The organism is Lewinella sp. W8, from assembly GCF_004375085.3.
Classification (GTDB): domain Bacteria; phylum Bacteroidota; class Bacteroidia; order Chitinophagales; family Saprospiraceae; genus Neolewinella.
Genome location: NZ_SNAQ03000002.1, coordinates 60,581 through 84,183, shown reverse-complemented (window position 1 = coordinate 84,183; position 23,603 = coordinate 60,581). Strand labels below are relative to the sequence as shown.

At 57.2% G+C, this 23,603-nt stretch carries 19 protein-coding genes; 5 read left to right on the top strand and 14 right to left on the bottom strand.

Annotated features, from left to right (window positions below; all coding sequences use genetic code 11):
* Positions 1–33 precede the first annotated feature (33 nt).
* Complete coding sequence (locus E1J53_RS02875) at positions 34–177, bottom strand: hypothetical protein (RefSeq protein ID WP_154640124.1); 144 nt, start codon at positions 175–177, stop codon at positions 34–36.
* On the opposite strand from E1J53_RS02875, the gene E1J53_RS02870 reads away from it, so the two are divergent.
* Positions 178–1,596 carry a VWA domain-containing protein gene (locus E1J53_RS02870; protein WP_134271671.1) on the top strand — a complete coding sequence of 473 codons (1,419 nt, stop codon included), beginning with the start codon at positions 178–180 and terminating at the stop codon, positions 1,594–1,596. It abuts the gene before it with no gap.
* Between the two features lie 34 nt (positions 1,597–1,630).
* On the opposite strand, the gene E1J53_RS02865 is transcribed toward E1J53_RS02870, so the two are convergent.
* From E1J53_RS02865 to rfaD, 5 genes are all read right to left on the bottom strand, one after another.
* Positions 1,631–1,963 carry a hypothetical protein gene (locus E1J53_RS02865; RefSeq protein ID WP_134271672.1) on the bottom strand — a complete coding sequence of 111 codons (333 nt, stop codon included), beginning with the start codon at positions 1,961–1,963 and terminating at the stop codon, positions 1,631–1,633.
* Positions 1,964–1,975: 12 nt separating this feature from the next.
* Positions 1,976–2,398 carry a GCN5 family acetyltransferase gene (locus tag E1J53_RS02860; protein ID WP_134271673.1) on the bottom strand — a complete coding sequence of 141 codons (423 nt, stop codon included), beginning with the start codon at positions 2,396–2,398 and terminating at the stop codon, positions 1,976–1,978.
* 212 nt (positions 2,399–2,610) lie between these two features.
* On the bottom strand, positions 2,611–3,648 hold the full coding sequence (gene fbp, locus E1J53_RS02855; protein ID WP_134271674.1) for a class 1 fructose-bisphosphatase: 1,038 nt from the start codon (positions 3,646–3,648) through the stop codon (positions 2,611–2,613).
* A gap of 38 nt (positions 3,649–3,686) precedes the next feature.
* Positions 3,687–4,277, bottom strand: coding sequence for a DUF6134 family protein (locus E1J53_RS02850; protein ID WP_134271675.1), 591 nt, complete (start codon positions 4,275–4,277; stop codon positions 3,687–3,689).
* A gap of 180 nt (positions 4,278–4,457) precedes the next feature.
* Entirely contained in the window at positions 4,458–5,429 is a 972-nt protein-coding gene (rfaD, locus tag E1J53_RS02845; RefSeq protein WP_134271676.1) for an ADP-glyceromanno-heptose 6-epimerase, read from the bottom strand.
* A gap of 166 nt (positions 5,430–5,595) precedes the next feature.
* On the opposite strand from rfaD, the gene E1J53_RS02840 reads away from it, so the two are divergent.
* The gene (locus E1J53_RS02840) at positions 5,596–6,432 is read left to right on the top strand and encodes an SDR family oxidoreductase (protein ID WP_134271677.1); all 837 of its coding nucleotides are present in this window, start codon (positions 5,596–5,598) and stop codon (positions 6,430–6,432) included.
* Positions 6,433–6,485: 53 nt separating this feature from the next.
* Here the strand turns inward: E1J53_RS02840 and E1J53_RS02835 are convergent, their stop codons facing one another.
* The 4 genes from E1J53_RS02835 to trpS are packed head-to-tail and all read right to left on the bottom strand — an operon-like array spanning position 6,486 to position 9,639.
* The gene (locus E1J53_RS02835) at positions 6,486–7,349 is read right to left on the bottom strand and encodes an SDR family NAD(P)-dependent oxidoreductase (RefSeq protein ID WP_134271678.1); all 864 of its coding nucleotides are present in this window, start codon (positions 7,347–7,349) and stop codon (positions 6,486–6,488) included.
* A 40-nt stretch (positions 7,350–7,389) separates the two neighbouring features.
* Positions 7,390–7,575 carry an exodeoxyribonuclease VII small subunit gene (gene xseB, locus E1J53_RS02830; RefSeq protein ID WP_134271679.1) on the bottom strand — a complete coding sequence of 62 codons (186 nt, stop codon included), beginning with the start codon at positions 7,573–7,575 and terminating at the stop codon, positions 7,390–7,392.
* A 14-nt stretch (positions 7,576–7,589) separates the two neighbouring features.
* Entirely contained in the window at positions 7,590–8,606 is a 1,017-nt protein-coding gene (locus tag E1J53_RS02825; RefSeq protein WP_134271680.1) for a CPBP family intramembrane glutamic endopeptidase, read from the bottom strand.
* 19 nt (positions 8,607–8,625) lie between these two features.
* Complete coding sequence (gene trpS / locus E1J53_RS02820) at positions 8,626–9,639, bottom strand: tryptophan--tRNA ligase (RefSeq protein WP_134271681.1); 1,014 nt, start codon at positions 9,637–9,639, stop codon at positions 8,626–8,628.
* 210 nt (positions 9,640–9,849) lie between these two features.
* Between trpS and E1J53_RS02815 the strand changes: the two genes are divergently transcribed.
* Positions 9,850–10,740, top strand: coding sequence for a hypothetical protein (locus E1J53_RS02815; RefSeq protein WP_134271682.1), 891 nt, complete (start codon positions 9,850–9,852; stop codon positions 10,738–10,740).
* Positions 10,741–10,755: 15 nt separating this feature from the next.
* Here the strand turns inward: E1J53_RS02815 and E1J53_RS02810 are convergent, their stop codons facing one another.
* From E1J53_RS02810 to E1J53_RS02800, 3 genes are all read right to left on the bottom strand, one after another.
* Positions 10,756–11,193, bottom strand: a complete 438-nt coding sequence (locus E1J53_RS02810; RefSeq protein WP_134271683.1) for a hypothetical protein — start codon at positions 11,191–11,193, stop codon at positions 10,756–10,758.
* 142 nt (positions 11,194–11,335) lie between these two features.
* The gene (locus E1J53_RS02805) at positions 11,336–12,136 is read right to left on the bottom strand and encodes a LytTR family DNA-binding domain-containing protein (RefSeq protein WP_134271684.1); all 801 of its coding nucleotides are present in this window, start codon (positions 12,134–12,136) and stop codon (positions 11,336–11,338) included.
* On the bottom strand, positions 12,133–13,173 hold the full coding sequence (locus E1J53_RS02800) for a sensor histidine kinase (protein ID WP_173021348.1): 1,041 nt from the start codon (positions 13,171–13,173) through the stop codon (positions 12,133–12,135). The genes E1J53_RS02805 and E1J53_RS02800 overlap by 4 nt, the downstream gene beginning before the upstream one ends.
* A gap of 162 nt (positions 13,174–13,335) precedes the next feature.
* Here E1J53_RS02800 and E1J53_RS02795 point away from each other — a divergent pair, with 162 nt between their 5' ends.
* Together E1J53_RS02795 and E1J53_RS02790 are read left to right on the top strand one after the other, a co-directional pair.
* Positions 13,336–15,321: a DUF1800 domain-containing protein gene (locus tag E1J53_RS02795; RefSeq protein ID WP_173021347.1), complete on the top strand. Its 1,986-nt coding sequence runs from the start codon at positions 13,336–13,338 to the stop codon at positions 15,319–15,321.
* A gap of 33 nt (positions 15,322–15,354) precedes the next feature.
* The gene (locus tag E1J53_RS02790) at positions 15,355–16,608 is read left to right on the top strand and encodes a DUF1501 domain-containing protein (RefSeq protein ID WP_134271687.1); all 1,254 of its coding nucleotides are present in this window, start codon (positions 15,355–15,357) and stop codon (positions 16,606–16,608) included.
* Between the two features lie 173 nt (positions 16,609–16,781).
* Here E1J53_RS02790 and E1J53_RS02785 read toward each other — a convergent pair whose 3' ends face one another.
* Positions 16,782–23,276 carry a PKD domain-containing protein gene (locus E1J53_RS02785; protein ID WP_134271688.1) on the bottom strand — a complete coding sequence of 2,165 codons (6,495 nt, stop codon included), beginning with the start codon at positions 23,274–23,276 and terminating at the stop codon, positions 16,782–16,784.
* Positions 23,277–23,603 lie beyond the last annotated feature (327 nt).

Here is a 23,603-nt window from a genome sequence, read left to right as displayed (position 1 = left end):
CAGGAATTCAGCCGCTTCATCGAATTCGGCAACCTACTCGACCGGCGGACCCGCCGCTACTTCGTCGAATACCTGCGGTATAAGCTTACCGGTCAGGCCTACCTGGGCGAAGAGCTTAACGATCGTTACGCGGAGTATTTTGTTGGTGCCCTGGACGATATTTTCTCCATTGATCATTTGCTTTTTGTCTGCAAGAACAACGAAAGCATCACCCAGCAGATCGTCCTGGATACGCTCTTTTGGATCAAGAAGACCTTTACCAAATCCGCCGTCAAACACCCCTACGAACGGGAGGCTGAATTACTGTCCGGCTGGAGCGTAACCCCCGTCAAGGCCTTCGCCACCCGGTACCCGCACTTACTGCAATTTTTGCGCTCCACCTACACCCGGGAGGAACTGGACGGCGCCTTCTACGAAGACCGCCTGCACCGTTATTTCAATAAAGACCTTGGGGAGTGGACACCGGACGATCACCAGAACTTTGAACGGATCCTTACGGATTTACTCAGCCAGTGGGACGCGCTGCTGCAGGCAAAAATCCTTGCCTACCAGTTGCAGAAGTACGACGAGGCTAAAGAAGCCTTCGTGGACCTGATGAGCCAGAAAGTGGAAGAATACCGTCGGCTGCGGTCCATCATCAATCCCTTTACGGACTATCTGGGGTGGGACATGAGCCGGGACCTCTGGCAGTCCACCAGCTTCGATACGCTGGAACAGTACGATCAGCTGCTGCAGGACGAGGAAAGCCTGCGTCGACTGGCCGACCTGCTGGGTAAATTACGGGAAGCCGAGATTGAAATCGAGGAGGAAACTTTCGAGAAGACCATCGTTCGCCAGGAATGGATTACCGATCCCCTGCTGAAGAGTGAAATCGTTGGCGTACACGAAAGCAAGGACCTCAGCCACCTCCTGAGTTCGGAGGCGGCCCTGCTCAGTGACCAAAATACGGAGATGGCCTTCCTGAAGAAGCTGGCCGACGAGCGGCTGCTGACCCTCCGCTACGAAGACAAACGGCTGGTGCGCAGCGAAGACCAGGTAACGGAGGTACACCAGAGAATCAAACAGCGGGAGAAGGGCCCCTTCATCGTGTGCGTTGACACGAGCCAATCGATGATGGGCCGCCCGGAAGAGATCGCCAAAGTACTCACGCTGGGTATCCTGAAAATGGCCATCGAAAGCAACCGCCGGGCCTACCTGATCAGTTTCAGTACCGGGATCAAAACCATTGATCTTTACGACATCGCCAACAGTATTGACGAACTGGCGGCCTTCCTGAACATGTCCTTCTACGGTGGGACGGACGCTACGCTGGCCCTCTACGAAGCCCTGCGCCAACTAAAACAACAGGACTACCGGGACGCAGACGTGCTGATGATCTCCGATTTCGTCATGTACAAAATCGATCAGGACATCCTCAATGAAGTCAAGTTCTTCCAGCACAACAAGGGCACCGAGTTCCACAGCCTGGCGCTTTCGCAGGAAGCCAACGCCGAACTCCTGGGGCGCTTCGATACCAACTGGATCTATGATCCGAACCAGAAGGGAATCATCCGGGAACTCACCCGGGGGCTCAATACCATCTCTTCGCGGGATTGATGAGCACACCTGGGCGACGGTGGGGGACGATGATTTATCGCTTCTTCCGGAACCAGTTGATCAGCCGCTGAAGCCCGCTAGGCTTAATTTCGCTCAGGTCCAACAGTGTTGCTTCACCGAAAGTAAACCGCAGATTGAACTTCTCCTGGATCATCTGTAGTAATTCCTCCTCGGCCTTGATTTCACCTTCAAACCAGTTTCCCCAGGCAAATTCAATGCTGTTTTCGCCCTTCCTTAAGACCAGGAAGTCGTAATCGATCCCGGCGTCAAACCCCAGGTATTTGTTGCTCATTTTCCAGCCGTCCTCCCTTAGTCCTTCGACAATGCTGTTCCAGTCTGCGGTCTTGACGTCGGTGGCGATTTTCAATGGTCAGCAATTTTAGGTTTGGCCCCTGATGATGTCCAACCGGTTTTCGGGGGCATCGGGTGCCATGAAATCAGGAATGGTATGCTCGGTTCTGCGCGGTCTTTGCAGCCATTCAACTTTCCATTCGGCGATTCTTTCCTTTACCCGGTGAATATATTTTCCCTTTTCGGGCTCATCAATAAATTCTTTTTGTCGGATCAACGCGATGGGTTCCTCGGTGCCGGGTTGATTGTCTGAATACTTTTTGGCTTCTTCATAACTTGAAAATGCGAAGTAGTAATCATCCCCATCGTGAAAATTTTTTGCACCGCTTTCGGGATGGCACCACACTCGGTATTCCAGCACTTCATCCCAGACGAGTCCTCCACCTGCACTTGCTATTGGGGGATAATCTCCAACCATTGTTGCATCAACGACTTCGGGATATTTATTCATGCTATTTAGGGTGATAACAATTTTGCGCTTGAGCTATACATAAAATAGTGTTCGGACGCCATTTCACTCGGCTGCGCCTTCGCAAAACAGGCTTCCGACCACGGTTTACCCTGATTTGAACAGTACATAACGAAGCCATTGGCGAGTAATGTCTGGTCAGACCAGTGGATTTTTATCACCCTATATGCTATGCCAGTTGCCCGGACACCAAGTTAAACTTCAATTTCAGTCTTACGGGCATCATCCTCCGCTTCCCGGATGAAGGACTCCGCCTTCTCGACCATTTGGGTGCTGCCACCGAAGAAGGGCACCCGCTGGTGGATGTGCTCGGGCTTGATGTCCATGATGCGGCGGAACCCGTCGGTGGCGCGGCCACCGGCCTGTTCCAGGAGGAAGGCAACCGGGTTACATTCATAGCCCAGGCGTAGCTTACCGGCTTCCCTTTCGGAGCTTTTGGGGTACATATAGATGCCGCCCTGAAGCAGCGTCCGGTGAATGTCGGCGACCATACTGCCCACGTAGCGGCTGGTGTAGGGGCGGTCTTCCTCCTCTCGCTGGCAATACTTGATGTAGTTCTTGACCCCTTTGGGGAAGTGGACGTAGCCGCCCTCGTTGACGGAATAAATGCGCCCCATCTCGGGAACCTGGATGTTGGGGTGAGAGAGATAGTAGGTGCCGATGGCGGGATTGAGGGTGAAGCCGTTTACGCCCTGACCGGTGGTGTACACAATCATCGTGGAGGTGCCGTAGGCAATGTAGCCCGCCGCTACCTGCATGTTCCCCGGTTGGAGGAAATCCTCCATGGTGACCGGCGTACCGACGGGGGAGACCCGCTGATAGATGCCAAAAATGGTGCCCACCGTGATGTTTACGTCGATATTGGAGCTGCCGTCCAGTGGATCCATCAGGACCACGTACTTGTTCTGGTTGCGGTTATTGGCCCCGGTAATGTGGATGGGTTCCTCGTTTTCTTCGGACACAATACCGCAGACGATGTCCCGGTTCGTGAGGGTGTTGATGAAGCATTCATTGGCAAAAACATCGAGCTTCTTTTGCTCTTCGCCCTGCACGTTGGTGGCACCTACGGTGCCGGTGATGTCGACCAGTCCGGCCCGGCGAACTTCGTAGCTCACTACTTTAGCGGCCAGACGGATGGAGTTCAGTAAACGGGACAGTTCACCGTTGGCGAATTCAAAGTCACGTTGGTTTTCAATGATGAATTCGCCTAGCGTTTGGGTGGTCTTGTGCATGGTGGTGGTGAAATTTGGCTTTGAAGTTATGGTTGGGCTTATTCTGGTAGGATGGTGACCGTAACCAGCCCGGCATCGAGCTCGGCCCGGGCCAGTCGGTTGTTTTCGTAATAATAGCGGTTGACCTTTCCCTTCAGGTTGGTCTTTTCGTAGGCGCCGTCTACGTAGCGCAGGTGGTGCATGGCGCCCTCTTCCTCGGAAAAGACGACGCTATGGCCCCGGGGCTCCTGGAACAGGAGCATCACGCTGGTAAACAGAATGTCTCCCCCGACGCAGTTGGTCTCCACGCCCTTCTCACGGATCCGGTAACAGTCCGTTTCCCAGCTCACGGCCGTGGAGGTCCGCTGTTTGCCGTTGACCATCACGTTGGCGGTGGACTGGTACAGTCGATTATCCCGGAAGGTCACTTCGTAGTGATAATCGATGACGAATTTTTTAATGAGGCTCACCGTATTCTGACTGGTATTCGTGTAGTGGGTCGCGTTGCCCTTCCGGCTGCGGGTCGCTTCGTTCCAGCCCAGTACTTTATCGCCCTTCATGACCCGAAACCGGCGGGTTTCCAGATTATCTGCTGCACCGGTGGAATCCGGTGGTAGTAAGAAGAAGGAAAGAAGAAGTAGCAGCCACACGGGATGATGATTTAAGTCCACTCGTTAACCGATTTGCGACCATTGGGCCACGGAGGGCAGGTGCCGGGAGCCCTGGTCGGGCAAAGACTGCACCCGGAATGTCCCTGGCACCCGCACGCCGTGCCAAAAAGACAAGCTGAACGAATGCATGGGCGCCGCCATCGGAATAACGGAGTCTATTTACCAGTACTCGCCGGGAGCGAGATAGTTGACCACATAGTCCATTATTCCTTCTTCCAGACTATAAAACGGGGCCGTGTAGCCGGCGGACCGTAGTTTACTCATGTCGGCCTCGGTGAAGTACTGGTACTTTTCCCGGATGTCGATGGGCGTGTCGATGAAGCTGATGTCCACCGGGACGTCCATGGCCCGGAAGGTGGCCGTCGCCAGATCCAGGAAGGTGCGCGCGGTGCCCGTCCCGAGGTTGTACAGGCCACTGGGGGAGGGTAGATTGTCCATCAGCCAGTGATTTACCCGGCAGAGGTCCTTGACGTAAATGAAGTCGCGACTTTGGTGGCCATTGGCGATGCCCTCCCGGTGGCTGCGGAACAGTTTCATCGCCCCGGTAGCCTTTACCTGCCGGAAGGTGTGCCAGATGACGCTGGCCATCCGACCCTTGTGGTATTCATTGGGACCGTAAACGTTGAAAAACTTTAACCCGTACCAGTGGGGTGGGGCGGTGGGTTGCTGAAGGGCCCAGGCATCAAAGTCATTCTTACTCCGGCCGTACTCGTTCAGCGGCGTCAATTGGTTTACGACTTCGTGGTCATCCACGTAACCGTGTTCTCCTTCCCCGTAAGTAGCGGCACTACTGGCGTACACCAGCGGGATGGCGTTTTGGGCACAACGGCGCCAGATTTCCTTACTGTATTCCCGGTTCAGGCGGTCAAACAGCGCCTTGTCCGTTTCCGTGGTGTCGGTGCGGGCACCCAGATGGTAGACTCCTTTGAGGGGCCACCGTTCCTCGTCCCAGCGGTCAAAAAGCTGATCTCGTTCAATTTTTTGCCGGAATTGTTTTTCCAGCAAATTGGGTGTTTTATCCTGGTAGTGCATAAAATCATCTACGAGGATGAGGTCCGTAATTCCCTGGTCATTGAGGTACCGAACGAGCGCGCTGCCAATAAATCCGGCGGCACCGGTAAGCAAATACATAATCAGAAGTTTCGGCGCGTAAAGGTAGGAGATTAGGCCATGATGAGGGCATCATCGGTAAGTATACGTAAGGTTAATTTCCCCGACAAAGCGTTAGGGTTTTAACAAAATGGTGCCGTAGGTCATTTTATCATGCTACATTTGTCGTGATTATATTGTTAATCGCATGACGAAAGTAAAAGTACCAGGCATGGTTTCCTGGGCCGTAGTAACGGGAGGAAGTCACGGTATCGGCCGGGCATTAGCGCTGGAATGCATAAAGCGTGGTATTGGTGTGGCCATAGTCGCTCTTCCGAATAAGGACCTTGACCACATCATCGATGAATTGTCGCAATACCCCCGGGCACACTTTCGCACCCTGGGGTGTAACCTGGTGGAGCCCGGTGCGGTAGAAACCGTACTCGACTGGCTGGCCCAGGAGCGGATCACCCCTACCTACCTGATCAATAATGCCGGATTCGGGCGCGGAGGACTCTTCGAGCATACTTCCTGGCGGGAGTACCACGTCATGATGCAGTTGAATAACCAGGTGATGGTGGACCTGACCTACGCCCTCTTACCGCAACTGAAGCGCACCCGGGGCGGGATCCTCAATATGAGCAGCATGGAAGCCACGCTTCCCCTGCCCTACAAAACCGTGTACACCGGCACCAAGGCTTTCGTCTACAATTACTCTCTGGCGCTTCGGGAGGAGTTCCGCTACTATGACATTGGCGTTTCCGTCTTGTGTCCGGGGCCAGTAATCACCAATGAAGACGGGCTCAAGCGCGTGGCCGCCATGGGGAACCTGGCGAAGATTCTCGTAACCATGCCCGAGGACATCGCACCCGAGGCCATCGGCGGCATGCTGGCCGGGAAGGACGTGATCCGGCCCGGACTGCTGGTAAAAGTGCTCGTCACCCTAGGTTTCCTGATTCCGCGGAGGATGAAGCTGCGGCTCCTGGAAAAACTCTTCAGCAAGTACCGGGAGGAGAAGCCCGAACTGGAGGCCGTTGAGCAGTAGTGAACCAGTAGAAATCGGTTGCCCTGGTCTTGATTTGAGCCTGCCCCCAGGCGCTAGAAGAATTGCTTGATGCCCACCATCTCCAGGCTGGTTTCCCAGAGAATGCGTGCTTCGTCCTTATCGTAGGAGGAAGAGTAGGAATCCTTTGGCTTAGAATTGTCCCAGTACAGACCGCTGTGTTCCTGTACGGCGGGTTCGGTGGCGAGGTAAATGCTCGTCGAAGCGCCTTCCGCGGGTGTTTTGTGGCCACTCATCTGCCGGCGGACCCGCCAGGCCAGCCGGTGTAACCAGGTATTGCCCTTTAGCCCGATATCGGTTTGGACCAGTCCCGGCTGCACGGCGTAGATGGCCGGGTAGTCCTCGCTGGGGCGGCGGCGTTCGTACTCGTAGCAAAACAGTACGTTGGCGAGTTTGCTCTGGGCGTAGCTGCGCAGGCCATGGTAGTTTCCGTCCAGGTTGAGGTTGTCAAAAAACATACCCTTAATCTGCTTATGGCTGTCGGAGGCCACGCAGATAATCCGCCCCTGGGGGGCGGCCCGTAAGGGGTCCAGCAGCAGGTGCGAGAGCAGGAAATAGGCCAGGTGATTGACGGCGAACGTTTTTTCGACGCCTTCCTCTGTGAGTTCCTGGTGGCTGTTCCAAATTCCGGCATTGTTGACCAGCACGTCCAGTCGGGGGGTAGTGTCCAGCACCTCATCGGCCATGCGGCGGATGTCCGCCAACTGGCTCAGGTCAGCAATCACCGTACGGATTTCGGAGCCGGCGTGCCGTTCTCTGATCCGGTCGGCGGCCGCTTCCGCTTTTTCCGCGTTGCGTCCGTGCAGCAGCACCGAATAACCCCGGCCGGCGAGGTCGGCGGCGGTTTCAAATCCAATTCCTCCGGTAGCGCCGGTGATGAGTACGGTCTTCTGTCCCAATTACGATGATTTTTTCTGAATGAGGGGGGTGATGTGCTGGCTAACCTTCGGATTGTTTCTCCAACGCCGCCAGCCGTTCTTCCACGCCCCGGAGTTTTTCGCGGCAGGCGGCCACCAGTTCCTGGGCCCGCGCTACGCGGGCGTAGAGCTGATCCACGTCCGTGGGCACTTCCTGGAGTTGCTCCAGGAGCTGTTCGAGTTCGGCAACGGCTTCGGTGTAGGTCATGGTGTCGGCAGGGTTTATTCTTTGGCGGAGAGGACCGGACTTTCCGGACTAAACCTTACGATGATCTCCTCGGGGCTGTCGCCTTCAATGAGCTCAATCCCGTAGTATCCCCGAATTTCGTTGAGGACGTCCATCTTGGGGCGGCGTTGGGGGAAATCAGGTCCGTAGGTTACGTCGAGGCGGGGATTGTCAAAACCCTCCGGATCAAACTTCACCTCATCCTCCTCCCGTTCAATGAGGTCGATCAGGAGCGCGCGGAGCGTAAAGTTGCTGTAGGCCAGTGAGTCCGCCGTGACGTAACTACTGTAATCGAGGTCGCCGGCAGTACTCTCCCTAACCTCAAGGTGGTAGTTGGTGTTGTTTACCTCAATGATCGCCGGTGGTGACATGAAGAGGATGGCGGAACCCACGAAGAGCAGGTTGTGAATGGCGTGCAGGGCAAAGGCCCACAGGAATCCCTGCTGTACCCGCAGCACACCGGCCAGGGCACCAAGGACAAACTGGGCGCCCGTCAGGATGGGCGCCAGCAGCAAAATCGTGACGCTGAAGGGAAAGTTGGTCAGGTGAATGAGGGCAAAGACGGTGGTGAAGAGATAGAAAATCCAGGGGAAGCGGCGGTCCCAACTCCGATGAATACGCTCCTGTTTATCGGCGTCGTGGCCGGCGATTAATCGCCGGATGAAAGCCAGCGGGTTACGCTTAAACCGCAGGGGGAACCGAAAGAATACTTCCTCGAAAAATGGGGCCACCAAGACGGCGAGAATAAGCATCCCTGCCGTGCCCAATTCTTCAAAAGCCTGCGCCACGGCGTGTTCCTCGGGGTCAAACAGTCCCAGGGGCTCGAGCACCGAAAGGAGTAGGATGAATACCCCGCTACCCAGTAAATCGAGGAGGAATACGTGGAACAGCCTCTTCCACTTGTCGCCGCGGGAAAGTCCCGTGAGGGGCTGGTCTTCGGGGCGCCGGAGAAAGTCGCGAACCTGGCGGAAAGTAAGCGCTAAGCTGATGGATTGGTTTTCGGAAGTGACCATGGTCAATCAGTTGTGCCGGTTAAAAGCGAACGTTCATGAGACCACAAATCTCCTTGACTTCTTTGGTGGTTTCCTGAGCGCGCTTCCGAATTTCGTAACTGCTCTGTTTGATTTGGTTTTTGACGGCCTTACGGTCCTGCTTCAACTCGGCCAGCCGTTCCCGGATGCCGCCGGAAATGGCGACCAGTCCGTCGGCCACGGCTTCCTTGAGGTCGGCGTACTTCAGGGCGCCGGCCTCGTAGTCGGCCATCAGGCTGGCGTGGGCCTCCGTTTTCCCGCTGGCCTCCAGCAACTGAAAAAGATTGCTCACTCCGGGACTCATGGCACCCGCGTCCGCGCCCCCGGTATCGGTGACGGCGCTGCGTACCTGCTTGCGAATCCGGGCTTCGTCGGCGAACACGTCAATGTTGTGCTTGTCGCCCAGGCTGGCGCTCATTTTGCGCGTCGGGTCGGCCGTACTCATCACCTTGGGCACCTTGGTGTACAGCGCCTCGGGAATGGGGAAGTACTCCTTACCCGCAAAATTATTGAAGCGCTGGGCGATGTTGCGGGTCAGTTCCAGGTGTTGCTCCTGGTCCTTGCCGACGGGCACCAGCCCTGCCTTGTAGATCAGAATGTCCGCTGCCTGCAGGGCGGGGTAGGTAAACAGGCCGGCCGAAATGAAGCCATCGGCGCCCTTTTCCTCGTTCTGCTGGCTTTTGTCCTTGAACTGGGTCATCCGCGTGAGCTGACCGTAGCTGGTGAAGCAATTCAGAATCCAGTTCAGCTCCGTATGCTCGGGAACGAGACTCTGGATGAAGATGTTTTCCGGCTTGATGCCACAGGCCATCAGGTTGAAGCACAACTCCCAACTGTTTTCCGCCAGTTTCTTGGCCTGGAAGGGCATCGTCATGGCGTGGTAGTTGACCACCATGTAGAGGCAATCGTATTCCTCCTGCAGGCGCTTCCAGTTCTCCACGGCCCCAAAGTAGCGGCCGAAGTGAAGTTTGCCCGTGGGTTGAATACCGGAAAGAATGGTTGTTGGTTGGCTCATGGCGCGAAGGTAATAAGCATGAATTTAGCGGACAAAGGCTTTGGGGCTCCCAAAAGTTGCCGTGGTGGCCCAGTCTTTTTGTGACGGGCGGCGGCGCGCTGGTGCCTGGCTTGCTGGCAAGGAGCCGTGATCGGTGGTATGGAAACGTAACTACAGCGCCCCGGTGGCGTACCTTTGGCGACTTCCGCTAATACCTCACTGAGGGTTACTATGAAAAAATCCGGCCTGATCATTCTGGCTCTCCTCCTGGGGCTCTTTTTTCCTTCGGCTGAAGGTCTGAGCTTTCTCATCCGGCCCTTTCTGATGATTTTGCTCTTTTTCTCTTTCCTGGGCGTCCGGATCGGAAAAAGCATCTTCTACCGCCAGCAATGGTATGCCGCCGCCCTTCTGCCGTTGCTGGCCATGCTGGCCTATTGGCTGGGGAGTTTACACGGCACGGATCTTGGCTTATTGCTTTTTGCCATCGCCCTGGCGCCCACCGCGATTATCAGTCCGGTGATCGCCGGGATTATGCGACGGGACGCGGGCTATCTGGTGGGGTCCATTCTCATCACCCACGGTGCGATGGCCGTGGTGTTGCCCTTCCTTATCCCCCTGGTCCTCGGGCAACAACCGCCCCTGTCCGAACTGGTTAGCCTCTTTTTCAGCATCCTGATCACCATCGGCGTCCCCCTGGCGGCGGCCCAACTCGTCCGAAGTTTTTCGGCTCCCCTGCATGCGTTCCTGACCGGAATAAGCCCCTGGTTTTTCTCCCTGTTCGTGACCAATGTGTTCATTGCTTCGGCCAAGCTCTCGCACTTTCTGCGCTACGAGAGCAGCACCGACTGGTCGGTGGTCTGGCTGGCGGCGGGAGCCGTGGGGCTGCTGTGCCTGCTAAACTTTACGGTGGGGGCTTACTTGCTGCCCCCCGGGCAGCGAGTGGAGGGAAGCCTGGCCCTCGGCCGGAAAAACACCATGCTGGCCATCTGGATCGCCCTGGCCTTTCTCGGGCCGCTGGCCACGCTGGGCCCCATGCTGTACATTCTGTGGCAGAACGCCGTGATGGCCGCCCAGGTGAGTTGGCTGGATAAATACCGTCCGAGCCACCCGCCAAAGCCGTAACCCGTTCGGGAGATACTATAATTTATCCCAGCGGATCCGCAAAATGCCGGTTCGCTCGGCGATGTTGACGTTAAAGTTATTTTCGGTCAGGAGCGTAATCTCGCCGACCCAGCGGAAGGCCAGGTCCCCCCGGAAATCGAAGAAGTCGGCGTCAATGGTAAATTCCAGATCATCCTCCCGGTCCCGGAAGGCGTCAATGAACCAGACGCCCTGAAAGACCTCCCCGTTGCCGGCCACGTACTCCAGGGAATAATCCGGAAAAAAGGTGACGCGGTCTCCCCGGAATTCATTGGTGATGTTGTCGCGGAACAGGGCACCGTCCCGATTGAAAAAGGCTTTTTCAACGATCCAGGTGCCGGTCAGGCGGTCTTCCCGACGTTCGATTCTGTCCTCGATGCTACATCCGGAAATAAAGAGGAGGGACAGGGCGAGTATGGGCAGTAATTTCTTCATGACTTTTCACTTGTGGGTTTTACCTAAAATGCGAAAGAATCACGGTGGGGTTGCCAATATTCCGGTCATTTAATGCCGCTTTAACGCCCTCTTGCCGGCCTTAACATTTTTCCCGACCCCGGATTGCCGTCTTAACATTTACTCAGCGGCTGAGCCACTGCTTAATGACGGGGCCCCGGGCCTTACTGACCGTAGTTTTTACCAGCTCCCGGCCGATGGGGTCCGGATTCGGTGGTTCCTGCACCTGGTGAAGCAATAATTTATACTTGCCGTGCAGGGCCCTTTGGAGCCCGGCAATGGCTTGACGACGAACGATCAGTTGTCGGTTGGCCCGAAAGAACTGCTCGGGATCAAGCTGGGCTTCCAGTGTTTCCAGCGTTTCGTCCAGTTGATAACGGGGGCCGGAACGACGCTGTCCGTAGACCAGATCGCCCAAAATATAGAAATACTGAAAATCCGTGACCGCAACCGGGATCAGGCGGTTGCGAAAGCTGACCAGAAACGATTGGCGGTATTGCCGGAAGTCTTTTTGGACAAACTGTTGGAGGAGGGCACTCAGGTCGGTTGGGTCAGTTGTTGCCGCAGCCTTGCTACGGTCAAATTTATCGAGGGCGCGTTGGAGTCCGGCTTCCTGGATGGGTTTGAGCAGGTAATCAATGCTGTTTACCGAAAAAGCCTTCAGGGCGTATTCGTCGTAGGCGGTGGTGAAGATGATCGGGAAGTGAACGGGGACCTCTTCAAAAATGGAAAAACTACTGCCGTCACCAAGGTGAACGTCACAGAAGGCCAGGTCAATCCCCGGGGGAGATTCCGACAAAAGGGCCGTGGCCTCCGCGACGGTTTCCAGTATTCCCACCAGCTCAAACTGTGGGCGGAGGGACCGCAACATCTCCCGCAGGTTGGCGGCCGCCAGGGGCTCGTCTTCGATGATCAGGACGTTCATGGGCTAAGCAGGGGGAGTTTTACGAGGAAGGTGCCTTCCTGACGTTCAATGATGGGGGAGGGCGCCTGGAGTAGGCGGTAGCGTTCCGACAGGTTGATCAGGCCTACCCCCCCGCCTTCCTGATGGGGCCGGGGGCGAAGGGGGTTGCTGACGATGACCCAGTCACCCTCGGTAACGATATCGACTACCAGGGGGGAAGACCGGCTGATGACGTTGTGCTTGACGGCATTTTCCAGCAGCAACTGCAGGGCCAGTGGAGGAATGTGCCGGGATAACAAATCGGAGGAGAGCTGTATCCGCAGGTTGAACTTGTCACCGAAGCGGGCGCGGAGTAAATCCGCGAAGTTGTTCAGAAAATTAATCTCATCCTGAAGCGGTACGGTTGCTTCCCGGTTGACCCGTAGGACGTACCGATAGACGGAAGACAATTGGTCCACCAGGTTGACGCCCCGTTCCCGGTCGCCCGTGCGGATCACGGCACTCAGGGTGTTCAGAGAATTAAACAGGAAGTGTGGGTTGATTTGATGCCGCAGGGCCGTGAGCTGTGCCTCGGCGTGCAACTCTTTGATCCGGGCATTTTCGAGCATCATCCGTTGATTGGCGCGGAAATAGACCCACAGGTAGACCGCAGCCACGATCAATAGGGTCGCCACAAAAATCCGACCCACGTAATTCCGCCGTAACAGCTCCGGATATTCCACTGCTCCCGCAATGCGTTCATGCAGTATCCAGGCCAGCACGGAAAGGAAAATGAAGCCGAAAAAATTGAGCGTAATCGTAAAGAAAATCCGTTGCCGGGGCCCACGAAAGCGCCGGTAGATCCAGACGTTGAAGTAGGCGGTGACCAGATAGGCAAAGAATCCGACCACCAGGCTGGTAAAGGCCTGGAGCAACATCCATTCTCCCTCCAGGCCAATCACCCCCGGATCTTCCTGGAAAAGGACCATGAGGATTCTTGGTCCGGAGAACAGCAGACTGATCCCGGCACAAAAAAGCAGTATCCACTGATGGACATTTTCCCGGGACTGGATTGACAATTGCTCCTGCATAGTGTCACAAAGAAGCGGGGAAATCCCGGAATTCGGCAAGCGCCCCGGGGCGATTCACCCCGGAATCCAGGCGTTTCACCCGGAAATCGGGGAATGGAAAAATCAATTGGATCACTTCCGGTCGTTCCCAGAGCATCAAAAACAGACACCATGCCTAAAATTATCTTATTACTTGGCCTGCTATTGAGCTGGGGTGGATTCAGTTACTTCTCGCCCGCCGAACGGGCTCCCAAATTAGACCTTCCGTACGCGGAAGCGGGGTTGACGGAACGGGAGGCGGCCGCTCATTTACTGGACCGGCTGGCCTACGGCGCTCGCCCCGGAGAAGTGGATCAGTTGCTGGAAGAGGGCATTGAAAACTGGCTTTCGGAGCAGTTAAATCCCCAGGAGGACCGCCAGCTGGAGGCCGAGTTAAGGAGGAAATATCCGGCCCTGGGCATGACCACCCAGGAGATTGGCAAGAAATATCCCTCTGCCGGTGTTAAGCTGATCTTTGGTGCGATGATGCTCCGGGAGGAGATCGCCGAGGCGGACGGAGACGTGCAGGCGGTCCTGCGTCGTCGGATGGGAGATATGGGCGGCGGCATGGCCGCCGGACCGCGTAACCGGGACCAACTGGCCGAAGAGGCCGGACAGGCCAGTCAGCTCAACCGCATCCTCAACGTAGAGGAGTTGCCCGGCCCGGAGGACCAGAGCCAGTATGCCCGCTTCACCCGCCTGGGGCAACAACTGGGTTTTGAACCGATGGAAGATCTCATGTACCAACTTATGGCCCAAAAGATTGACCGGGCCGTTCAGTCAGAAAATCAGCTGGAAGAGGTGCTGACGGATTTCTGGTTCAACCACTTTAATGTATCCATCACCCGGGTAAACGACGGTGCCCCCCACGTGCTGGCCTACGAGCGCGACGCCATCCGTCCCCACGTACTGGGGGACTTCCGGGAGATGTTGGGCGCCACCGCCCGCCATCCGGCTATGCTGATTTATCTGGACAACAATCGCTCCAACGCGGCGGAGGGCGTCGAAACCCTGATGCCCACCAGAAGCGGTGAAGACCTGCTCCAAAAGCGGATGGGAAGCGATGAGAATAGCCCGATCAGTGCCGCTCAACTTAAACAGTTTATGCAGCAGCCGGGGGTGAACGAAAACTACGCCCGGGAATTATTCGAATTGCACACCCTCGGAGTGGATGGCGGATACACCCAACGGGATATTGAGGAAGCCGCCCGGGCCTTTACCGGCTGGAAGGTAGACCCCCGAATTTATCCACTACCCAAAAAGCTCGACCGTTTGGTGGGGCTGGCGGGACTGCGCCGCAAGGCGGTGCTCCGCGATGCATTCTACTTTGATCCCGGACGCCACGATGCGGAAGAAAAGGTTATCCTCGGACAGCGCTTCCCGGCGGGCGGCGGTGTGGAGGAAGGAGAGCAAATTCTCGACCGCGTGGCCCTGCATCCATCGACGGCCCACCACCTAGCCACTAAACTGGCCGTGCGGTTCGTGAACGATGCACCACCCACCGAGCTGGTGGACGAGTTGGCCGAGTCCTTCCTGCGGAGCGAGGGAGATCTGAAAAAAGTGATGATCACCCTGGTGGAATCGGAAGCTTTCTGGGCTTCGCGCACCGAAAAAATCAGAACGCCGCTGGAATATGTCGTCAGCAGTGTGCGGGCACTTGGTCAGGCCCCCGAGCATCCTCGCGCCCTGGCGCAGTGGTTAACCCGCATGGGACAGCCCCTCTATGCCTATCAGGCACCGACCGGTTATCCGGACGAGGCGACTCAGTGGACCAACGGCGCGGCCCTGCTCAACCGCATGAATTTTGGCCTGGAGCTAGCCCGCAACCAGATTCCTGGCCTCCCCGTGGACGTGCTTTCCGTCAACCAAGGGCGGGAACCTGAGTCTCCAACGGCGGCCCTGGACACCTACTTGCCCCTACTGTTGCCCGGCCGGGATCATTCCGAAACCAAGGAACTGCTGCTGCCGGTGCTGAACGACCCGCGATTTGCGGATAAAGTGGCGGTGGCCGCAGGGAGCCAGGTGATGCCGGACGAAGCCGTGGTGGCACCCGAGCGGGAAAGCCTCGCCCGGACGGTGGGCCTGATCCTCGGTTCGCCGGAATTTCAGCGACAGTAGTACGATCCTCCTTTAACCCCAAAATCAATTGCCATGCAACGCAGAGCGTTTATCAAAAATTCCGGCATCGCCCTATTTGCCGCTACCCTTGGCGGGGTGCCCACCTTCGTGCGGGCCGCGGCCCGCGACTACCGCCAGCCCAACGGCACCCGACCAAAGGTGCTGGTGACCATCTTTCAACGGGGGGCGATGGACGGACTGGCCGCCGTCCAACCCCTGAACGATCCTCACCTGAAGGAGCTGCGCCCCGGATTAGTGATGGATGCCGCCCGAACGGGCAACGATAAGGTGCGCGCGCTCGACGACAGGTTTGGACTGCACCCGAGTCTGGCCCCCCTGTTGCCCTTCTACGAGGATGGCCGTTTGGCCATCGTCCACGGGGTTGGCTCCCCGAACCAGAGCCGGAGCCATTTTGACGCACAGGATTACATGGAGGCCGGAACCCCCGGTCGGAAGAGTACTCCGGATGGCTGGCTGAATCGGGTTGCCGGGCAACTGGACGGAAGCGGAACGCCCTTTCGCGCCGTAAGCCTCACGCCCGCCTTGCCCCGAAGCCTCTACGGGACCTCCTACGCGATTTCGGTGGAACGCCTGGAGGACCTTCGGCTCGCTGCGGGATTGCCCGCCGGGATGGGCGGCAACGCCGCCTCGGAAGGCTTCGAAGCCCTCTACCGGCAAACTTCGGCGGATTTGCTGCGGTCCTCGGGCTCGGTAACCCTGGATGCCACCCAGATGCTCGCCGAAGCGGAACTGGACAATTATCAGCCCGCCCGCGGGGTACGGTACCCCAATTCCGCCCTGGGCAGAAGCCTCCGCCAAATCGCCCAGTTGATCAAGGCGGGGGTAGGACTGGAGATTGCCTTTGCCGAAAGCGGTGGCTGGGATACCCACTCCAGACAGGGTGGAGCCTTTGGTGGGTTCACCCAACGCGCCAACGACCTCAGCGCCTGCATCAGCAACTTCTGGCGGGACATTGCCGCCCACCAGGATGAGGTGTGCCTGCTCACCATGACCGAATTTGGCCGGACGGTAAAGCAAAACGGCTCGTTCGGCACCGATCACGGCCGGGGCTCCTGCCTCTTCGTGCTGGGTAATTCGGTGCGGGGAGGAAAAATCTACGGCGACGTACCCGCCCTGAAGGTAGCCAACCTGGAAGATGGCCGGGACCTGCCCGTAACCACCGACTTCCGGTCCGTCTTCTCCGGCGTAGCCGCCCAGCACCTGGGCGTAGATGGTGGAGAAGATCTCTTTCCCGGCTGGTCGGGCACCGACCTGAAGCTGATGTGATGTAGCATTCCGTTGGCATGATCCAACCAACTGGGCGCCGGACCAGGAAACTAGGCACCTGCCTTCGGCCATCAAAATACTTCCCGCCCGAAATTTTCTGCCGCAACGGGACAAAAAGAGGGGGCAGCCGAATCAGCGCCCCCTCAACATTTATGCGAAGATTAGCATAGGGATTATTGCACAATTATCCGCTTGACCCAGGGGCCTGCGTCGGTATTGCCGCGCAGCAGGTAAACGCCCGGTTTGATGCCCTCCAGGGAGATGGTGAAGAGGTCTTCGCCTTCTTCCCGTTGCAGGTTGCTCGGATATTTCCGAACCTGACGACCATTGAGGTCGATCAACTCCAGCGTGGTGGACGTCCGGTTATCGGTGATGAGCGGTTTTTCAACCGTCAGGAAGCTAGTGGCCGGGGTGGGGTACACCCGAACGAAATCGGTGGAGATACCCTGGTTGATTCTGATGGTGCGGCAAATCTGTTCTTCACAGGTTTCACCGTTGGCCAGCGTGCGGGTGACCCGCATGCACACCTGGTAGCGACCAGGACTGGGGAAACTGTATTCCTGAACGTAATCCGTTCCCACTACCTCGCGGGTTCCTCCGGGCAGCGGGCGCACCAGCCAGGTCAGCGAATCGCAACCCGTGAATTCGGCCACGGGGCTGAAGGTGTAATCCAGTATGGAACCGGGCGCCGGTTCGCCAGTGAATCCTTGACCAATGTCGTTGAAGAACTTCTCGTCGCAGACACACTGCGTAATCGGACAATCGGGCAGCTGAATACAGACTTCGAAATTGCAGCAATTCAGGTGCAGGTCACCGTCCGCCACCTCGTGCAAGGAGACGGTAAAGCAGATCGAATCCAGGGGGCCGGCCGGGGACCCGATTATGATGCTGATGGTTTCGGAGTCTCCCGGCGCTAATGGCCCCGAGAAGGGAATTTCGGTATTCCAGGCACTTAATCCGAGGCTGGGATCAAAGGTGATGTAGGCGTGGTCCATCACGAAATCAGAAGTGTTGGTGATGGTGCCCGTCCATACGTAGGCGTCGCCCTCGCACACGATGACTTCCTCGGTGAGGTAACCACACGGAGGCTCACAGAACACCTCAATGGTGTCACGGCACACGATGCTGTCCCCGCTCAACCACTTGATTTCAATCTGGTGGAAGGCCGTTTCGTTATCGTCGATGCATACCCGGGGCAGGCGGAAGGTGTTCTGGGGTAATTCCCCGCCGTCGGCGGGACGGATACTCACCATACCACCACTGGCTCCCGCGGTTGTTACCCAGGGTTCACCAAGCTCGGTGTAGACGCTCAGGCCTCCGTCCGCGCCGATTAGGCACAGGTCGATGCCCGTCATGGGGAGGATGTCTACTTCATTGAAGAGCACGATGTCGTAGCAGCAATCATCCAGTTCCCGGACCCGGCGGACGCCCAGGTCATCGCAGGGGTCACAGTCCGGAACCTCCAGGCAACGTTCGTCACCGAGGGAGCAACAAAGGGCTGACGGGTCTTCATTCGGATTAGCGGAATGGCCCACAAGGTCGTAGCAGAAATCTTCGCCCGGCGGTAAATCGGAGAGGGTGATGGTGAAGTCCCGGCATTCTCCGGGCAGCATGGCCGGGAAGATGGGCAGATCAATCGGAAGATCGACGCCGGCGGCCGGTGTCAGGGGCAGTAACTGCAGGAAACCAACGTCGAAGGTAGCGTCCAGCGGATTACAAACCGTCAACGTAAGGGTCAGGGTTTGCTCGGGTCCACAGAAGAGGCTGTCCTGGGTGATGAACACGCAGTCCGGCTCCACGGGGCACTCCGTAATGAGGGTGTCGCTACAGACGATTTCCAGATCGGCGTTGAGGTATTTGACGATGATGGTCTGGGGATCGTCGGTGGCGTCAATCGGGCAGAGGGCCAGCAGGCTCTGGGTCGTCGCGTTGGTGGGGATTGAGCCACCTCCGCTCTGGGTGAGCTGAATGGTGGCGTCATCCGGTCGGAAAACGAGATCGAAGGCCGGATTGATCGTTCCCGGAACGATGCCCAGATCAGCTCCCATGGCCATGATTTCAATGGCGGTCACTTGTTCCGGTGCTCCGGCGTAATAAATATCAAAACAGCATTCTCCAACGTCGTTGGGTTTGTCGTAGGGGGCGATGCGGGTGATCAGGTCCTCGCAGGGATCATCACAGTTAATGACTTCAAGGAACAGGTCGCCGCTGGTGTTGACGCAGTTGGTGTTGATGTCCGTCACCACCACGTTGTACTTCCCTTCTGCTTCCACGATGATGCAACGGTTCTGGCCGCCGTCGCTGGCGGGAATCGGTGCGTCGTTAAAGGTCCACTGGTAGGTGTACTCCCCTACGGGTGCACACAGGGTGTCCGGTTTGCAGGTTTCGTAACATCCCACCGGCACGATGCACAGGTCGGGTAGGGGGTTGATTACGGCCTGGTCCGTACCCGTACAACCCGTAATGGTATTGGTCGCCACCACCGTATAGGTTCCAGCCTGGTAGGTAAAGATGCTCAGGCCGGTGGCTCCGGTGTTCCAGGTGTACTCCACGTCCGGTTCGGGGTTCGTAACGGTAATGGTGCTACCGTCCCCCTCGCAGTCTCCGCCGGTAATGGCCAGGATTGGCGTAGGACTGATCACCTGCTCGACGGTAATGATGGATTGCGCCTCGCAGCCGAAGACGTTGGTGACCGTCAGCTCGATGACCTGAATTGTATTACCGGGGGAGAAATTAACCTCGTAGTCGCGGGTGGTTACGCTTTCTCCCGTGGCGGTGTTGATCCAGAGGTAGGTATGTCCTCCTCCCGCCAGGGCGGTTAGCGTGGTACTACCGTTGTCACAGATGAAGGGGTTACCGACCCAACTGGGGTCGGGCAGGGGAACCACCTGCACTTCAACCGGGTCAAGCACCAATTCACAACCATCGGCGGTGGTGATGGTAACACCGTATACCCCGGCGGTATTTACGCTGATGCTCGTACCGGTGTCTCCGGTCGTCCACAGGTAAGTGGCCCCCGCCTGGGGCAGGATACTGAGAATGGTGTTGCTCCCCTCACAGATAATCAGCTCGTCGTAGGCGATGGTGTCGGGGGCAGGAGCCGGGTGGACCTCGATGTTTTTCGTGATGGTGTCCATACAGCCCGCGCTGTTCGTGGTAATGAGGGTAACCACGTAGGTGTTGGCGGAAGTATAGGTGTGCTGGGGTCCGTTGCCGACGAAACTGGCGTCGTCGCCAAAGTCCCACTCCCACTTAATGACGTCCGTTCCCGTGCCGTTAAAGGTGGCGGGCTCGTCCACACAGACGCTGGTCGGATTGGTGGTGAAGTCACTATCGGGGAGATCCGTGACGGTAAAGGTCATCGTGGCGGTAGACTCACAGCTTCCGTCGGTCACCGTCAGGGTAACGGTATACGTACCGTTGGCACCATACTGATGCATGGGGTTGGTGGCGCTGCTGGTGGGACTGCCGTCACCGAAGTCCCAGGTGTAGGTCAGCGGACCACTCACCTGCATGGGGTCAATGTCCGTCAGGTCGGTAAAAAACACTTTACCGCAGTCTTCATCCTTGTCAAAATCGGCCAGGAAGGGCACGCAAATTTTCACGGGAAGCTCCCGACTGCAGAGGATGGAATCCACGACTATGGAATCCTGACCGTTCTGGTCGGTATAGACGGTGGTATTGGGTTCACTCCAGACGGAGATGCGGTGGTAAACGTCCCAGCATCCCGCTTCGGACGGCCGCACGCTCAGGCCGTTGACTCCGAATGGACCCAGTACCTGACTGTCGTCGGGCAGATTGCTCAGGTCCCAACCGTCGGCATCGACGGAGTCAGGGGGGAAGGTGGCGTCCAGGTCCCAGATGTCGCAGTCTGGACTACGGGGGGTTCCGAAGGCCGTATGCTGGTCGGGGAAAATAAATTTGTAGGGCTCCCCACAGCAAATGGTGTGACGGATGATGATGGGGTCGGAGGTCGTCGTACAGCCGTTCGGGTCGGTAACCACGGCGACGTAGGCGAACACTCCGGGAGTATCGTTGAAGAAGTGGGTGAAGGTAGTATTACCTACCGCCGCCGGGCCCTGAGAGTCGGGGCCACAGAACCACTCAATGGTATTGGCCGCATCGGTCGTTGCCGTGAGGGTCGTACTGACCGGGATGGGCACCTGGTTTACGCAAATCTCCAGCGGACCGTCGGCCGAAAGGTCAACGGCGGGGCCGTCTACCTCTTCAACCTCGTAGGTCGCTACCGCCGGGCAACCGTTGGCGTCAACGGTGTTGGCCACGTAGTTACCCGGAGTAGTTACCGTCAGCGGGTTAGCGGTTGAACCTCCGGGGCTCCAGGTTACCGTTAGCCCCGCCTGCACCTGCAGGTCGACCGATCCTCCGGGACATAAATCACCGATTTGCGTGATGATAGGTTCTACCGGAGCGGTGAGGGTAATCGTTTCGGTCAGGACAAGATCCTGACCGCAAAGGGAGATCGTAACGCTGATGGTGGGCGTTCCGGCGTCGGCGTTCCACTGCACCGTGGGCGTGGGGGTGTCCCCGTCCGCAATCACGCTGCCGAGGCTGTCCGGACTAACGGACCAGGCGTAAGTAGCGTCAGGGTGTTGCGGGACACTAATGCCGTAAGTAGCCAGGCTGTTGGTGCAGCCATTTGGCCCCGTAATGATGGGGCTGCCCACGAAGTCTTTGGTGACGGGGTTAATGGTGAAGGGATTGGACTGGCAGAAGGGCGCATCACCGTCCTGGCCCACCACCGTCAGGGTGGCCCCGGTCAGGGTCGTCCACTCAACCGTTACGGTAGGACCGCCATTTCCGGCCGTCACCGTACCGCCGGTGGCCGTCCAGAAGTAGCTGTATCCGGCGGCGGGGGAGGGTACGTTGTATACCACGGGCTCGCCGACACAGTAGTCCGCCGGACCGTCGATGGTCGGGTCAATGGCCTCCGATACGATGACCAGTTGGGTTTGGGTGGGTACACAGTAATCTCCCGGACCCGGGCTATTGGCCGTTGCGATCACGGTGTAAATTCCGGGACCTGGCAGCAGGCTCCAGTCAACGGAGTATCCGCTGATGCCCGACTGATCGAAAGCGGGGAAGCCGTCAATGCTCCAATCGAAGGTGGCGCCCCCAAAATCACTGTTGCCAAAAAAGAAGCTGGTCTGATTCACGCAGGCCTGGTTGGGCCCTACGATGTTAAAGTCCCCCAGCACCGTTACCTCCAGTCGGGCGGTACCGTAGCAATCATCTCCTTCGTGATTGGGAAGGCCATTCAGGAAATCGCTGCCGTAGCTGACCTCAATCACGTAAGTGCCCGGCACCTCCGGCCAGGTAATGTTCACCACGTGCCCGTCATTATCTCCGTTGATCGTGCCGTCGCTTACCTCCCAGTCGTAGGTAACCGTCATCCACTTTGGCAGTGAATAGCTGGCACTCTGGCCCTTGCAAACCTCGGTGGGGCCGGCAATGTCGCCGACGGTGGAAATGATGGGGACAATTACCTCCGTGGGCGAATCACAATAGGCCTGGTCGCAGTCGTCAACTGCCAGGGTAATGGTCCCGGAAGGACCACTTCCCCACTGCACCATGATGGTGTCTCCGGTGGCCGGGCCCATGATGGTACCGTTGGCGGATACCGTCCATTCATAATCATCACAACCCGTCGCGTCGGTCCAGTACTTACTGACATCGCCTTCGCAAAGGGTGGAAATCCAGAAGATGCCGGGACCGGGGAGGGGATCAATGATGATGTCCTGCTGGATAGAATCCACGCAGCAGCAGGCCTGACTTCCGTCGGGATTAAGCCCGCCTTCGGAGGTAGCGTAGAGGGTGACGGTGTAGGTGCCGGGAGTAGTGTATACGTGGGTGGGGTTCGTGACGTTGGTCACGAAGGTGCCGTCACCGAAGTCCCAATCGTAGCTAGCGGGCGCTCCCGTAGAGGTATTGGTAAAGGAAACGGGTTGATCCAGGCAAGCCTCGGTGGTTGCCGTAAAGCTGGCGTCCGGTGCTTCGGTAAGGTTAACGCAGTAGGCCCGGGTTTCGACAATTTCTCCGGTGGCGGGGTTAACAATTTCCACCGTCAGGGCTGATGGGCCCAGTGGTCCCCAGGTAACCATTAATTGTCCCGGAATGGCGGGGTCATACATCACCGTTCCGTTCGTGGCGGTCCAGTTGTAGTCCAGTCCGTCCGTTTCCGTATACAGATAGGTACCCTTGCTGTTTTCACAGGCATTGATGCAATCCAGATTTCCCGGTTCGTCGGGGTTGCCAGTCGGGTCCTGTGCGAGTTCGTCCAGGTCGACGAGCCCACAGTCGGGTTTTTCCCCACACTTCAAAATGACCGTTACCTCCCGGAAAAGCTGTGCGCCGGTGGAGGTTTCGATGCGAAAGACAATGGGGCCAATCGGGCCACAGCACCTTTCCTCGGTGGCCATGGGAGAAAGGGAAATGTTGCCGAGGTCGTCAAACCGCAGGCAAATACTCTGAAAATCGATGGGGAAGGCGATGCTTCCCTCCAGTCCGGTTCCCTCCAGGGCATTACCAATGTTGATGGTGCCGTATTCCTGGCAGAGTTCTAGCGGAGGAATGTCTTCCTGAGAATGTAGCGTGAGGTTGAAGCTGGTGAAAAGAACGGTAAGGAGAACAATTCGTAAGAGATGCTTCATGATCGGGACGATTGATGGTGGTGAGTGTCAGTAGCTCATCAATCGGCGCGGAGAATTCTTACCCTGAAGGCCAAAATTTTTCCCGGATTAGTATTTCCTGATCGATTGGTGGCGTATTAACTATCCTTAGTTTCCGCTTTGGTCCCGGAGTAAATCACCACATAAGGTAAGGTTTTCCCGGAAGAAAGTGGCCGGCAATCGCGGGAAAGCCCCTCTCTGGAAGTCCATTTTTCTGCTCCCGTCAATTTTGTAGCTTTGGCCATTACCTTATTGTTTTGCTTTCAACTCGTGTATCATGCAGCCGTTATCCACGCGATGTTTATTTGT

Excerpts from the sequence above, each read along its gene's own strand:
- E1J53_RS02875 (WP_154640124.1), bottom strand. The coding sequence starts at position 177 with ATGATCAATGGAGAAAATATCGTCCAGGGCACCAACAAAATACTCCGC.
- E1J53_RS02860 (WP_134271673.1), bottom strand. The coding sequence starts at position 2,398 with ATGAATAAATATCCCGAAGTCGTTGATGCAACAATGGTTGGAGATTAT.
- fbp (WP_134271674.1), bottom strand. The coding sequence starts at position 3,648 with ATGCACAAGACCACCCAAACGCTAGGCGAATTCATCATTGAAAACCAA.
- rfaD (WP_134271676.1), bottom strand. The coding sequence starts at position 5,429 with ATGTATTTGCTTACCGGTGCCGCCGGATTTATTGGCAGCGCGCTCGTT.
- E1J53_RS02840 (WP_134271677.1), top strand. The coding sequence starts at position 5,596 with ATGACGAAAGTAAAAGTACCAGGCATGGTTTCCTGGGCCGTAGTAACG.
- xseB (WP_134271679.1), bottom strand. The coding sequence starts at position 7,575 with ATGACCTACACCGAAGCCGTTGCCGAACTCGAACAGCTCCTGGAGCAA.
- E1J53_RS02825 (WP_134271680.1), bottom strand. The coding sequence starts at position 8,606 with ATGGTCACTTCCGAAAACCAATCCATCAGCTTAGCGCTTACTTTCCGC.
- trpS (WP_134271681.1), bottom strand. The coding sequence starts at position 9,639 with ATGAGCCAACCAACAACCATTCTTTCCGGTATTCAACCCACGGGCAAA.
- E1J53_RS02815 (WP_134271682.1), top strand. The coding sequence starts at position 9,850 with ATGAAAAAATCCGGCCTGATCATTCTGGCTCTCCTCCTGGGGCTCTTT.
- E1J53_RS02810 (WP_134271683.1), bottom strand. The coding sequence starts at position 11,193 with ATGAAGAAATTACTGCCCATACTCGCCCTGTCCCTCCTCTTTATTTCC.
- E1J53_RS02805 (WP_134271684.1), bottom strand. The coding sequence starts at position 12,136 with ATGAACGTCCTGATCATCGAAGACGAGCCCCTGGCGGCCGCCAACCTG.
- E1J53_RS02795 (WP_173021347.1), top strand. The coding sequence starts at position 13,336 with ATGCCTAAAATTATCTTATTACTTGGCCTGCTATTGAGCTGGGGTGGA.
- E1J53_RS02790 (WP_134271687.1), top strand. The coding sequence starts at position 15,355 with ATGCAACGCAGAGCGTTTATCAAAAATTCCGGCATCGCCCTATTTGCC.
- E1J53_RS02785 (WP_134271688.1), bottom strand. The coding sequence starts at position 23,276 with ATGAAGCATCTCTTACGAATTGTTCTCCTTACCGTTCTTTTCACCAGC.